This is a genomic window from Sandaracinobacter neustonicus (genome assembly GCF_006385875.1).
Classification (GTDB): domain Bacteria; phylum Pseudomonadota; class Alphaproteobacteria; order Sphingomonadales; family Sphingomonadaceae; genus Sandaracinobacteroides; species Sandaracinobacteroides neustonicus.
The window spans coordinates 22102-33562 of record NZ_VFSU01000028.1 but is presented as its reverse complement, the minus strand read 5'-3'; the positions used below and the strand labels follow the sequence as shown (position 1 = coordinate 33562).

Sequence of the window (11461 nt, the reverse complement as noted above, 5' to 3'; positions counted from 1 at the left end):
GCTCGCCCTGCCCCGCTGGTGCTGCGCTGCACAAATCCGCATAGGGGGAATATGAACCAGTTTCGTCCGATTTCCCCGCCCGAGGACGCGCAAACCCCGCGTGTGGCACCTGTGCTGGCGGCGCTGGCGCTGGGCGGGTTTGCCATTGGCACCACCGAGTTTGCGACGATGAGCCTGCTGCCCTTTTTTGCGCCCGATCTGGGCGTGACGGAGGCGCGGGCGAGCCACGCCATCAGCGCTTATGCGCTGGGGGTTGTGGTGGGCGCGCCCTTGCTGGCGGTGCTGGGGGCGCGGATGGATCGGCGTCGGCTGCTGGTGGGGCTGATGCTGTTGTTCGCGGGCGGCAATCTTCTGTCTGCGATGGCGTCTGATTTCGGGCAGATGCTGGCGTTCCGCTTTCTGGCCGGGGTCCCGCACGGGGCCTATTTCGGGGTCGCGGCGCTGATGGCGGCCAGCATGGTGCCGTTGGCGAAGCGGGCGCAGGCGATGGCGCGGGTAATGCTGGGCTTGACGGTGGCGACGATCATCGGCGTGCCGCTGGCCAATATCATCGGCCAGCAGTTCGGCTGGCGCTGGGGCTTCGGGCTGGTGACGGCCTGCGCGCTGGCGACGGCGGCGCTGATCGCCTGGCTCGCCCCCAGCCAGCCGGCGAAGGCGGGGCAAAGCCCGCTGACGGAGCTGGGCGCGCTGGCCAACGGGCAGGTGTGGCTGACGCTGTCCATCGGCGCGATCGGCTTTGGCGGGCTGTTCGCGGTGTATACCTATCTCGCCTCCACGCTGCTGGATGTCACCATGGCCCCGGCGGCGGCGATTCCGGCGGTGCTGGCGCTGTTCGGGCTGGGGATGACGCTGGGCACGCTGGTGGCGGGCTGGGGCGCGGACCGGGCGCTGATGCCCACGGTGGGCATCATGCTGGCGCTGGCCGCTGTGGTGCTGGCGCTGTTCCCCTTCGCGGCGCACAGCCTGTGGACGCTCTGCCCGCTGGTGTTCCTGCTGGGCATCACCGGATCGTTCGGCGTGCCCTTGCAGGCGCGGCTGATGGATGTTGCGGGCAAGGCGCAGACGCTCGCGGCATCTTTGCATCACAGCGCGTTCAACTTCGCCAACGCGCTGGGTCCGTGGCTGGCGGGGATGGCGGTTGCGGCTGGCTACGGGTTTGAATCGAGCGGCTTCGTAGGCGCGGGGCTGGCGCTGGGCGGGCTGCTGATGTGGGGGATCGCGATGCTGTCGGACCGGCGGCGGGGTTGATGTGAACGAAGGGGTTCTGGCGCTTCACGTCGGCAGGCAGCCGTGCCCCCGGCACCCAGACTTGGTCTTTCAGCCTTGTGATCTCCAGCCGTCACCCCGGACTTGATCCGGGGTGACGGCTGTGGTTGGTGGGGAGGGTCGTGGGTTTGGCCCAACGTTGCTCCCCTCTCTCCATCTCTCTCCCCGGCGGGGAGAGAGAGCCGCGTAGCGCCGCAGGCAATCGAATCTGATCACTCACACGGCGTTTAAATTGGGCCACCCCGCCAACTTAGAGGGTGCAGGGAAATCATTTCCCTGCCGGGTTCCAAGGGCAGAGCCCTTGGCCGCGCGGCGCGCAAAAACGCCCCCCAACCGCTTACCCGCCGAAAAACCCCTGCACCCGCACCTGCGCTTCAGGCGTCATCCGCAGGCCCATTTTGCTGCGTCGCCACAGGGCGTCTTCGGCGGTGGTGGCCCATTCGCGGTCGCGCATGTGGGCCAGTTCGGCTTCGAACAGGCCGCCCAGATTTTCCCCCAGCCCGTTTTCCAGCATGGCGTCGCTGTCTGTGCCCCACAGATGGGCCATGCGGGTGACGATGGCCGGATCGTAGAGGTTGTGGCGTTGTTTCAGCCGGCCCAGCCATTGATCGAAATCGGCACGGGCGGTGCCGCCGGTGCGGGGGATGTCGCCGCCGGGCAGCGGGGCGTTGTGGGTCCAGCGCCTGGTTCCGGGGGCCAGTTGCTTCAGCACGGCTTCGGCGAGCAGGCGGTAAGTGGTGATCTTGCCGCCGATCACCGTCATCGCCGCCGCGCCCTCGTGCGGCAGCAGCTTCCAGTCTCGTGTGGTTTCGCGGGCGGATTTGCCCTCTTCCAGCACCAGCGGGCGGATGCCGGAGAAGCGGTGCAGGATATCCCCCGGTTCCAGCGGCTTGGCGAGGCTGCGGTTCACCGCGCCCAGCAGATAGGCTTCTTCCTCTGCGGTGATGTGCGGGGCGTCCGGGCTTTCCACCGGTGTTTCGGTGGTACCGATCAGGCTGAATTCGCCTTCCCACGGGATCACGAAGATGATGCGGCCATCGGGCTGTTGCAACATCCAGGCGTCTGCGGTGCGGTTCACCTTGCGGGTGACGATGTGGCTGCCCTGCACCAGAGAGAGGCGCGGGGCGTCCGGCAGGGCTAGCAGATCCGTGGCGACGCGGCCCGCCCATGGCCCGGCGCAGTTCACCAGTTGCCGCGCAGCGTGGCGGCGGCCGGATGCGGTTTGCACCTCCCAGCCAAACTCGGTGCGGCGGGCGGAGACGGCGGCGTCGCGCGGGTAGATGCCTGCGCCCCGGTTGGCGGCGTCGCGGGCGTTCAGGATCACCAGTCGGCTGTCGTCGATCCAGCCGTCCCAGTAACGGAAGGCGCGTTTCAGGTGGCGATCGAAGGCGGGGCCTGCGGCATCCTTGCGCAGATCCAGCGACGAGGAGCCGGGCACCTCGCGGCGACGGGCGAGATGATCATAGAGGAACAGCCCGGCGCGGATCATCCAGCCGGGGCGCAGATGCGGTTCCAACGGCAGCAGGAAGGGCATGGGGCGGCTGATGTGCGGGGCGTTGCGCAGGATCACCTCGCGTTCGGCCAGCGCCTTGCGGACGAGAGCGAACTCGTAAAATTCCAGATAGCGCAAGCCCCCGTGAATCAGCTTGGACGACGCCGACGAGGTGGCCCCGCCCAGATCGCCCGCCTCCAGCATGGCCGTGCGAAGGCCGCGCCCGGCGGCGTCCCGGGCGAGGCCCGCGCCGTTCACGCCGCCGCCGATGATCAGAAGATCGAGGATGTCTGTTTCAGCCATGCCGCATCTGCGTAGCGAACCTGCGGCGGATTCGGGAAGGGCCTTGCGCGCGGCTGGAGATTTGAGTCGCTGATACAAGCGGGAGGCGCTAGGGCGCTGCGCACTGCGCTAGGTTCAGCGCCTGTAGCTTGCGAACGAGGCTGACGCACGATGGCAACCGACGTGATCATTCCCGACGATCTGTGGGAAGAAGACAGCGAGACCGGATCGACCCTGCTGTGGGTGCTGGACGATGGCGCGGCCGTGGCCGCCGGAGACGTGATCGCCGAGGTTCTGGTGGAAAAGGTGACTCTGGAGCTGGAGGCCCCGGCATCCGGCACGCTGCGGATTCGCGTGGAGCCGGAAAGCGTGGTGAACCGGGGCGAACTGGTGGCCGTGATCGAATGAGGGCGGGCCGCCTGATTGCGCGGGCGCGCTGATCCGGCCATGTTGCGGCCCTTCGGGGGTGCTGAATGAAGTCCGCTGAGATTTCGACCAATTGGGGGCGGATTGCCGCCTTTTTCCTTGGCTATCTGGGCCTGTTCGTGCTGGCCGTGCCGGCGTTGCTGCTGGCGCTGTTTCAACGGCAGGCTGGATCGCTGGATTGGCCGCCGCCGGCGGCGGTTGCCGGCCATGGCCCGGAATGGGCGGTGGCGGATGGTCAGTTCGTCGATGCGGCCCGGTTGCTGGGGGCGGCGGGGCCGGTGGTGGATGCGCGCGCGGTGGTGCCCGGCGCGGAGGCTGCGGCTGCGGCGGTGAATCCGGATGGCTCGCTGGCGGCGGCTGCCGTGGGGGCGGGCGACCTCGGTGCGGCGCTGGCGGCCAATTATCGCGTTTCAACGCAGGGGCCGGACGGCCATGTGACGACGCTGGACGGCATGCAGGGCCGTCTGATGGCGGAGCCGGGGCGGGCGCTGATCGTGCTGGGCATGGACAAGGGCACGGCAGCGGCGCGCGCCGATTCGGTGGCGGCGCTGAGCCATGTGGCAGACGTTGCGCCGCGCGTCGCCAGCCCGGCGCAACGCGCCGCCGCGCTTGGCTTCGTCGGTTTCTGGGCGGCGCTGCAACTGTTTCTGTTTCCGCGCGCGGCCAGATGGGCCGGGCTGCGGGCGGCCCGCACATGAAGCGGCTGGCGCTGTTGCTGATGCTGCTCCCCGCGCAGGTTCAGGCGCAGGCGGCTTCGTTCGAGGATTTCTTCGGCCCGTTCCGCGCGGCGGTGCTGGCGGGCGATGCGAAGGCGATCCGCGCGCACACCCGGCTGCCCTTCCTGTTTCAGGGGCGGATGCTGGATGCCAGTGGCTTCGAAGCCGCCGTGCCCGCGCTGTTCGATCCGCCTACACAGGCCTGTTTCCGCAAGCCGGAGCTGGTGGATTATGGCGGCAGCCGGCAGATCTTCTGCCAGGGCAGCATCTACATATTCGCTGATGACGGCGGCTGGAAATTCATCGAGATCGGCGTGGATGATTGAGCGCGCCGCCCGGGTTCCCCCGGCTCGGCCCCTCCCCCGCTCAGGCTGAGCTTGTCGAAGCCCATGACGCATGCACCCCCGGCCTCAGCCATTGCGCTTTCACGTCCGGGGCTTCGACAAGCTCAGCCTGAGCGGACCAGAAGAAGCGGGTCAGGAGAGGTGTGTCAGAAGAACAGGCAGGCGATGCCGGTTTGCAAGGGATGAAATCGCCAAACGCTAAACCCCGATCCGCGCCCGGCTGTCCGGGGCCATCCAGTCCCGGTCTCCGGCGTAGCGCCAGACTTCCTTGCCTTCTGAATCATAGAGGATCGTTAGCGGCAGCCCGCGCGCCTTCAGCTGGAAACCGAACTGCATGCCGGATTCCACCCGGGTGGAAAGGTTCGGGTAGCGCGCCGGGGTGAAGGCGCTGCTCACCTTGCGCCAGCCTTCCATATCCTGGCTGATCGGCACCACCGTCAGCTTGCCCTTCGTTGCCTTCGCCAGCGCGTCGAGCGTGGGCAGTTCCTTGATGCAGGGCGCGCACCATGTGGCCCACAGGTTCACCAGCAGCGGCTGGCCGGGGTTGGCCTTCAGGATGTCGGCAATGGTCTCCGTCTTGCCATCCGGCGAGGTTTCCAGCGGCAGGTCCGGCGCGGGGGTACCCGCGAAGCTGGTGTCAAAGCTGCCCTGCGGTGCGTCGGCCGGTGTGGCGGCGGGTTGCGGGGGCGCTTCTTCGGCCTTAGGGCTTGGCGGCTGGCAGGCCGTCAGCAGCAACAGTGCGGCAAGGGAAACGACAGGCTTCATGACAACCTCCGGCAACGACTCTGGCGCAGGCACCGGGGGTGGCGCCAACACGCTGTGGGGGGGCCGGTTCGAGGGCGGACCCTCGGCCGTCATGGCCGAGATAAATGCCTCCATCCCCTTCGACAAGCGCTTGTGGCGGCAGGATATCCGCGGCTCCATCGCCCATGTGGCGATGCTGGGGCGGCAGGGCATCATCGAAACGGGCGCGGCAGAGGCGATTTCCGCCGGGCTGCAACAGGTTGAGGCGGAGTATACAGCGGGCGGCGTGCCCGTCGATCTGGCGCTGGAAGATATCCACATGACGGTGGAAACCCGGCTGAAAGAGATCGTCGGCCCGGATGCCGGGCGGCTGCACACCGCGCGCAGCCGCAACGATCAGGTCGCCACCGATTTCAAACTGTGGACGCGCGACGCGATAGACGGGCATCTGGCCGCGATCCGCACGCTGGCAGGCGTACTGGCCGCCCGCGCGCTGGAGCATCATGCAACTGTGATGCCGGGTTTCACCCATTTGCAGGTGGCGCAGCCCGTCACGCTGGGGCACCATTTGCTGGCCTATGTGGAGATGCTGAAGCGCGATTTCGGCCGCTTCCGCGATGCGCGCGCCCGGCTGAACCAAAGCCCGCTGGGCGCGGCCGCACTGGCGGGCACCGGCTTCCCGACGGACCGCGCCTTCACGGCACAGGCGCTGGGGTTCGACCGGCCCACCGCCAATTCGCTGGACAGCGTGTCCGATCGGGATTTCGCCATAGAATATCTCACCAGCGCCACGCAATGTGCGCTGCACCTCTCTCGCCTCGCCGAGGAAATCATCCTGTGGGCCAGCCAGCCGTTCGGCTGGGTGAAGCTGCCGGATCAATGGTCCACCGGATCGTCGATCATGCCGCAGAAGAAGAACCCGGATGCCGCCGAACTGGTGCGCGGCCATGCCGGGCGCATTCTGGGCCTGATGACCAGCCTGATGGTCACGATGAAGGGCCTGCCGCTCGCCTATTCGAAGGACATGCAGGACGATAAGGAACCGGTGTTTCAGGCGCATGACCTGTTCGAACTCAGCCTCGCTGCCATGGCCGGGATGATGGAAACGATCCGCTTCGTGCCCGAGCGCATGCGCGCCGCAGCCGCCAGCGGCTTTTCCACCGCGACCGACCTTGCCGACTGGCTGGTGCGCGAGGGCGGCGTGCCCTTCCGCGAGGCGCATCACATCACCGGCCGCGCCGTGAAGGCCGCCGAGGAGAAGGGCGTGATGCTGGACGGCCTCACGCTGGAGGAACTGGTGGCGGTGGATGCCCGCATCGACGCCCGCGTGTTCGACGTGCTGAGCGTGGAGGCCAGCGTCTCCAGCCGCACCAGCCTTGGCGGCACCGCGCCCGCGCGGGTGCAGGCCGCCGCCGAAGCCGCCATTCGGGAGGTGCCGTTATGGGCGTAAGGACCGTTCTGATCGCCGCGCTGCTGCTCTCCGGCTGCGGCTACAAGGGTGCGCTGACCCGGCTGGAACCGCCGGACCCGTCGCTTTCGCGCGAACAGCAGAAAGAAGCCCGCACCGCCGAAAAGCGGATGGTGGCAGACGGGCTGACGGTGGCGGCAGATGCCCGGCCGCAGCGCGTGGACGACCTGACCGTGAAGCTGGAAGTGCGGCGCGACGACCCGTTCAGCCTGCCGCCTGAAGGCACCCAATCAACCCGCAAGGTGCCCTTCCCCGGCGAGGAAGCCGTGACGGACAGCCGCCCGCTGCCGGTGCCCGCCGCCACAACCACCCCCCAGAGCCCGCAGGACTGATGGACTATTTTCAACTGACCGATGGCGCGATGCAGGCCGAAGCTGTTGCGCTGGAGCGGATCGCCGCCGAGGTGGGCACGCCCTGCTATGTCTATTCCGCGGCCACGCTGCGCCGCCATGCGCAGGTGTTTCAGCAGGCGCTGTCCGGCCTCGACAACCCGCTGATCGCCTTCGCGGTGAAGGCCAACCCCAATGTGGCGGTGCTGAAGCTGCTGGGCCGCGAAGGGCTGGGCGCGGACGTGGTTTCGGTGGGCGAAATGCGCCGGGCGCTGGCGGCCGGAATCCCCGCGAACCGCATCGTCTTTTCCGGCGTCGGCAAAACCGCCGATGAAATGAAGGCCGCGCTGGAAGCGGGCATTTTGCAGCTGAACGTGGAAAGCGAGCCTGAGCTTCGGCATCTCTCCGCCGTTGCCACCGCGCTGGGGAAAACGGCGGAAATCGCCATCCGCGTGAACCCCGATGTGGATGCGGGCACGCACGCCAAGATTTCCACCGGCAAGGCGGAGAACAAGTTCGGCGTGCCGCTGGACCGGATCGAGGCGCTTTATGCCGAAGCCGCAGCCCTGCCCGGCATCCGGCCGGTGGGCGTCGCCGCGCATATCGGCAGCCAGTTGCTGGATCTGGCCCCGATGCAGGCCGCCTATGAGAAGCTGGGCGCGCTGATGGGGCGGCTGCGCGCGGCGGGGCAAAGCGTGACCCGCGTCGATCTTGGGGGCGGGCTTGGCATTCCCTATGATCCGAAGCTGCCGTTGCCGCCCTCGCCCGCCGAGTATGGCGCGATGGTTAGCCACGTGACCAAGGGCTGGGGCGTGCAGTTGATGTTCGAACCCGGCCGGTTGATCGCGGGCAATGCGGGCGTGCTGCTGGCGCAGGTGATCCTTGTGAAAACCGGCGCGGCGAAAAGCTTCGTGGTGCTGGATGCGGCGATGAACGATCTCATCCGCCCCACGCTCTATGGCGTCTATCACGATATCCGGGCGGTTCGCCCGCGCGACGGCGAAATGCGGGCGACGGTGGTGGGCCCGGTGTGCGAAACCGGTGACATGTTTGCAGAGGATCGCGCCATCACCCCCGTGCAGGAAGGCGACCTGATCTGCCTGATGACAGCGGGCGCTTACGGGGCCACCATGGCTTCCACCTACAACAGCCGCCCGCTGGTGCCGGAGGTGCTGGTGGATGGTGGCCATTATTCTGTCATCCGGCGCAGGCAAACGCTGGAGGAACTTCTGGAACTGGATCAGGTGCCGGGCTGGCTCTGATGGGTGGGCAAACGGGGAGTGTGATGATGAAGCCAGTGAAGAAGGCGGTGTTTCCGGTCGGCGGCATGGGCACGCGATTCCTGCCCGCCACCAAGGCGGTGCCGAAGGAAATGCTGCCCGTGGTGGACAAGCCGCTGCTGCAATATGCGGTGGACGAAGCGCTGGCTGCCGGGATCGAGCAGATGATCTTCGTGACGGCGCGCGGCAAATCGGCGCTGGAGGATTATTTCGACGTGGCGGGCGAACTTGTCGCCACGCTGAAGGAGCGCGGGAAAACCGCCGAGCTGCAAGTGCTGGACGGCACGCAGCTGACGCCGGGCAACATCGCCTATGTGCGCCAGCAGGAACCCGCAGGGCTGGGCCATGCGGTGTGGTGCGCGCGGCACATCACGGGTGATGAACCCTTCGCGGTGCTGCTGCCGGACGAACTGCTGTGGAACCCGGCTGACCCCTGCCTCGCCCAAATGGTGCGCGCCCGCAACGAAGTGGGCGGCACGGTGATCGCCGTGGTGGAAGTGCCGGAAAACGAAACGCACCGCTATGGCATCGTCGATCCGGGCGCGTCCTCTGGTTCGCTCACACAGGTGAAGGGCTTCGTGGAAAAGCCGAAGCAAGGCACCGCGCCGTCGCGGCTGGCGGCCGTGGGGCGTTACCTGATCGAGCCGGAGTGCATGGACATCCTGTCTGAAGGGAAGCGCGGCGCGGGCGGGGAAATCCAGCTGACCGATGCGCTGGCGCAGCTGATCGGCAAGCAGCCCTTCCACGCCCACACCTATGCCGGTGCGCGCTATGATTGCGGCGACAAGGCCGGGCATGTGACGGCGAACATCGCGCTGGCGCTGGAACGGCCCGACATCGGCCCGGCCGTGCGCGCGTGGATGACCGCGAACCTCTGATGGAAACGCTCCCCCTGTTCCATCGCCTCTCCGGCCAGCCGGTGCTGGTGCTGGGCGAGGGGGAAGCCGCCGCCGCCAAGGCGCGGCTGGTGGAGGAAGCAGGCGGCACCGTGGTGACGGAAGCCGGGCCGGGGGTGCGGCTGGCCTTCGTGGCGCTGGACCCGCCCGAGCCGGTGGTGGAGGCCTTGAAGGCCAAGGGCCTGCTGGTGAACGTGCCGGACCGGCCCGATCTGTGCGATTTTTTCGTGCCTGCCATCGTCGATCGCACGCCGCTGCTGCTGGCGGTGGGCACCGGCGGGGCGTCGGCCAGCCTGTCCAAGGCGCTGAAGGAACGGCTGGAACATCTGTTGCCAGCCAGCCTCGGCGCGCTGGCGGTGGCGATCCGGCAATCGCGCGAAACTGTGGCGGCCGCCCTGCCCGACGTGCCCGCGCGCCGCGCCTTCTGGGCGGGCGTGCTGGCCCCCGGCGCAGCGCTGGACCCGTTCGCCCCGCATGGCGATCCGCTGGCGGCGATCACCAATGCACTGGCGGGCGGCGGCGAGGCGGAGAACCGCATCGACACGATCCTGATTGACGAAGGCGGCGCGGACGCGCTGACGCTGCGCGAACTCAGGCTGCTGGCGCAGGCCGATCTGCTGGTGCAGGCCCCCGGCGTGCCCGCCGAGGTGCTGGCGCTGGCCCGGCGCGACGCCGCGCGGGTGGTGGGCACAGAAGCGCCCGAAGGCTCAACCGGCCGAATCGTTCTGATCGCGCTCCAGCCGCACCTTCAGGATTGAGCCGTCCGCGCCTTCGATCCGCACATGCGCGCCTTCCGGCGCATCCGGCCCTTCGGCGATCCACTCGCTGTCGCCCAGCCTCACCCGCCCGCGCCCGCCGGAAATCGCCTGCGTCACGAGGGCCTTACGCCCCGCCAGCCGCAGCGCCGGGCGGTTCAGACCCGGATCGTCGCTGCCGATGGGCCGCAGCCGTTTCAACTGGCGTGAAAGCAGCAGCGACGCGACGATCCACACCGCGAAGGCAGCCAACTGCCCTTCCGGTGTAACGTTGAAGATCGCCGCGGTCAGGCCGGTGGCGGCCGCCGCCGCTGCCAGCCAGATCATCGAAGCGCCCGGCAGCAAAATCTCCAGCCCGGCCGCGACCGCCGCGACCGACAGCCAGCCCCAGGGCGAAAACAGGAAGCCGAGGATCGCCTCCTTCATCACTCCCCGGCCTTAAGGGCGGTTTGCCGCCGCTTGGGGGCGGCCTGCGCCTCCTCGTTCACCGTCTTCATCAGTTCGGCGATGCCGCCGACGGAGCCGATGATGTTGCTGGCCTCAAGCGGCATGAAGATCGTCTTGGCGTTGGGCGATCCGGCGAACTGGCCCAGCGCATCGACATATTTCTGCGCGATGAAGTAATTCACCGCCTGCAGATCGCCCTTGGCAATCGCTTCGGACACCATGGAGGTCGCAGCCGCCTCGGCTTCCGCCGCGCGTTCGCGTGCTTCTGCATCTCGGAAGGCGGCTTCGCGGCGACCTTCGGCTTCCAGAATCTGCGCCTGCTTCTCCCCTTCGGCGCGCAGGATGGCGGACGCCCGCTGCCCTTCGGCCTCCAGCGTGACGGCGCGCTTCTCCCGCTCCGCCTTCATCTGCCGCGCCATCGCATCCTGAATGTCGCGCGGGGGCTGGATGTCCTTCACCTCCACCCGCGTCACCTTGATGCCCCATGGGGCGGTGGCATGGTCGATCACCGTCAGCAGCCGGGCGTTGATCTCGTCGCGCTTCGAAAGGCTTTCATCCAGATCGAGGCTGCCCATCACCGTGCGCAGGTTCGTCTGCGTCAGCGCCGTCACGGCGGTGGTCAGGCTGGAGACTTCATAGGCCGCCTTCGCCGCATCCAGCACCTGAAAAAACACCACGCCATCCACCGAAACCAGCGCATTGTCGCGCGTGATGATTTCCTGCGTGGGGATGGGCAGCACCTGCTCCATCATGTTCATCCGCTGCCCCACCCGATCCACGAAGGGGATGATCAGGGAAAAGCCCGGTTGCAGGGTCGTGGTGTATTTGCCCAGCCGTTCCAGCGTATATTCATAGCCCTGCCGCACGATGGTGACGGAGCTGAACAGGGCGAGCACGGCCAGCCCCACAAGGATCAGGGCGAAAATCAAAGTTCCCAACGCATGGACCTTTCCGGTGACAAATCGGTGCAGATAGTGTTCGGATTCGCCGCGCGAGGAAAGAGACGAGGGAATTTT

The 11461-nt window shown here is 67.7% G+C and carries 13 protein-coding genes; 9 read left to right on the top strand and 4 right to left on the bottom strand.

From position 1 onward, the window contains the following. Nucleotides 1-51: 51 nt before the first annotated feature. The gene (locus tag FJQ54_RS11680; protein WP_140928596.1) at nucleotides 52-1248 is read left to right on the top strand and encodes an MFS transporter; all 1197 of its coding nucleotides are present in this window, start codon (nucleotides 52-54) and stop codon (nucleotides 1246-1248) included. A 355-nt stretch (nucleotides 1249-1603) separates the two neighbouring features. Here the strand turns inward: FJQ54_RS11680 and glpD are convergent, their stop codons facing one another. Then, on the bottom strand, nucleotides 1604-3061 hold the full coding sequence (gene glpD / locus FJQ54_RS11675; protein ID WP_140928595.1) for a glycerol-3-phosphate dehydrogenase: 1458 nt from the start codon (nucleotides 3059-3061) through the stop codon (nucleotides 1604-1606). A gap of 150 nt (nucleotides 3062-3211) precedes the next feature. Here glpD and FJQ54_RS11670 point away from each other — a divergent pair, with 150 nt between their 5' ends. The 3 genes from FJQ54_RS11670 to FJQ54_RS11660 all read left to right on the top strand — a co-directional run bounded on the left by FJQ54_RS11670 (nucleotide 3212) and on the right by FJQ54_RS11660 (nucleotide 4508). Continuing rightward, complete coding sequence (locus FJQ54_RS11670) at nucleotides 3212-3448, top strand: lipoyl domain-containing protein (protein ID WP_140928594.1); 237 nt, start codon at nucleotides 3212-3214, stop codon at nucleotides 3446-3448. 65 nt (nucleotides 3449-3513) lie between these two features. After that, complete coding sequence (locus FJQ54_RS11665; RefSeq protein WP_140928593.1) at nucleotides 3514-4164, top strand: hypothetical protein; 651 nt, start codon at nucleotides 3514-3516, stop codon at nucleotides 4162-4164. Further along, the gene (locus tag FJQ54_RS11660; RefSeq protein ID WP_181160123.1) at nucleotides 4161-4508 is read left to right on the top strand and encodes a hypothetical protein; all 348 of its coding nucleotides are present in this window, start codon (nucleotides 4161-4163) and stop codon (nucleotides 4506-4508) included. Before FJQ54_RS11665 ends, FJQ54_RS11660 begins: the two co-directional genes overlap by 4 nt. Nucleotides 4509-4724: 216 nt before the next feature. Here FJQ54_RS11660 and FJQ54_RS11655 read toward each other — a convergent pair whose 3' ends face one another. After that, complete coding sequence (locus FJQ54_RS11655) at nucleotides 4725-5291, bottom strand: TlpA family protein disulfide reductase (RefSeq protein WP_181160122.1); 567 nt, start codon at nucleotides 5289-5291, stop codon at nucleotides 4725-4727. 52 nt (nucleotides 5292-5343) lie between these two features. On the opposite strand from FJQ54_RS11655, the gene argH reads away from it, so the two are divergent. The 5 genes from argH to FJQ54_RS11630 are packed head-to-tail and all read left to right on the top strand — an operon-like array spanning nucleotide 5344 to nucleotide 10001. After that, nucleotides 5344-6720 (top strand): argininosuccinate lyase, encoded by a 1377-nt coding sequence (gene argH / locus FJQ54_RS11650; protein ID WP_140928734.1) that lies wholly within the window; start codon nucleotides 5344-5346, stop codon nucleotides 6718-6720. Continuing rightward, complete coding sequence (locus FJQ54_RS11645) at nucleotides 6711-7070, top strand: lipoprotein (protein WP_140928590.1); 360 nt, start codon at nucleotides 6711-6713, stop codon at nucleotides 7068-7070. The genes argH and FJQ54_RS11645 overlap by 10 nt, the downstream gene beginning before the upstream one ends. Continuing rightward, a complete protein-coding gene (gene lysA / locus FJQ54_RS11640) occupies nucleotides 7070-8329 on the top strand; it encodes a diaminopimelate decarboxylase (protein WP_140928589.1) in 1260 nt (419 codons plus the stop codon). The genes FJQ54_RS11645 and lysA overlap by 1 nt, the downstream gene beginning before the upstream one ends. A gap of 26 nt (nucleotides 8330-8355) precedes the next feature. Beyond that, the gene (locus FJQ54_RS11635; RefSeq protein WP_140928733.1) at nucleotides 8356-9225 is read left to right on the top strand and encodes a UTP--glucose-1-phosphate uridylyltransferase; all 870 of its coding nucleotides are present in this window, start codon (nucleotides 8356-8358) and stop codon (nucleotides 9223-9225) included. Further along, nucleotides 9225-10001: a precorrin-2 dehydrogenase/sirohydrochlorin ferrochelatase family protein gene (locus FJQ54_RS11630; RefSeq protein WP_140928588.1), complete on the top strand. Its 777-nt coding sequence runs from the start codon at nucleotides 9225-9227 to the stop codon at nucleotides 9999-10001. Before FJQ54_RS11635 ends, FJQ54_RS11630 begins: the two co-directional genes overlap by 1 nt. Here FJQ54_RS11630 and FJQ54_RS11625 read toward each other — a convergent pair. Then, nucleotides 9951-10424, bottom strand: a complete 474-nt coding sequence (locus FJQ54_RS11625) for an NfeD family protein (RefSeq protein WP_140928587.1) — start codon at nucleotides 10422-10424, stop codon at nucleotides 9951-9953. The genes FJQ54_RS11630 and FJQ54_RS11625 overlap by 51 nt on opposite strands. Further along, entirely contained in the window at nucleotides 10424-11383 is a 960-nt protein-coding gene (locus FJQ54_RS11620; RefSeq protein WP_207790415.1) for an SPFH domain-containing protein, read from the bottom strand. Before FJQ54_RS11620 ends, FJQ54_RS11625 begins: the two co-directional genes overlap by 1 nt. Nucleotides 11384-11461 lie beyond the last annotated feature (78 nt).

What these genes read in the sequence shown, in the direction of transcription:
- FJQ54_RS11670 (WP_140928594.1), top strand. Translation starts at nt 3,212, where the DNA reads ATGGCAACCGACGTGATCATTCCCGACGATCTGTGGGAAGAAGACAGC.
- lysA (WP_140928589.1), top strand. Translation starts at nt 7,070, where the DNA reads ATGGACTATTTTCAACTGACCGATGGCGCGATGCAGGCCGAAGCTGTT.
- FJQ54_RS11655 (WP_181160122.1), bottom strand. Translation starts at nt 5,291, where the DNA reads ATGAAGCCTGTCGTTTCCCTTGCCGCACTGTTGCTGCTGACGGCCTGC.
- FJQ54_RS11635 (WP_140928733.1), top strand. Translation starts at nt 8,356, where the DNA reads ATGAAGCCAGTGAAGAAGGCGGTGTTTCCGGTCGGCGGCATGGGCACG.
- FJQ54_RS11625 (WP_140928587.1), bottom strand. Translation starts at nt 10,424, where the DNA reads ATGAAGGAGGCGATCCTCGGCTTCCTGTTTTCGCCCTGGGGCTGGCTG.
- FJQ54_RS11630 (WP_140928588.1), top strand. Translation starts at nt 9,225, where the DNA reads ATGGAAACGCTCCCCCTGTTCCATCGCCTCTCCGGCCAGCCGGTGCTG.
- FJQ54_RS11680 (WP_140928596.1), top strand. Translation starts at nt 52, where the DNA reads ATGAACCAGTTTCGTCCGATTTCCCCGCCCGAGGACGCGCAAACCCCG.
- FJQ54_RS11660 (WP_181160123.1), top strand. Translation starts at nt 4,161, where the DNA reads ATGAAGCGGCTGGCGCTGTTGCTGATGCTGCTCCCCGCGCAGGTTCAG.
- FJQ54_RS11665 (WP_140928593.1), top strand. Translation starts at nt 3,514, where the DNA reads ATGAAGTCCGCTGAGATTTCGACCAATTGGGGGCGGATTGCCGCCTTT.
- glpD (WP_140928595.1), bottom strand. Translation starts at nt 3,061, where the DNA reads ATGGCTGAAACAGACATCCTCGATCTTCTGATCATCGGCGGCGGCGTG.
- FJQ54_RS11645 (WP_140928590.1), top strand. Translation starts at nt 6,711, where the DNA reads ATGGGCGTAAGGACCGTTCTGATCGCCGCGCTGCTGCTCTCCGGCTGC.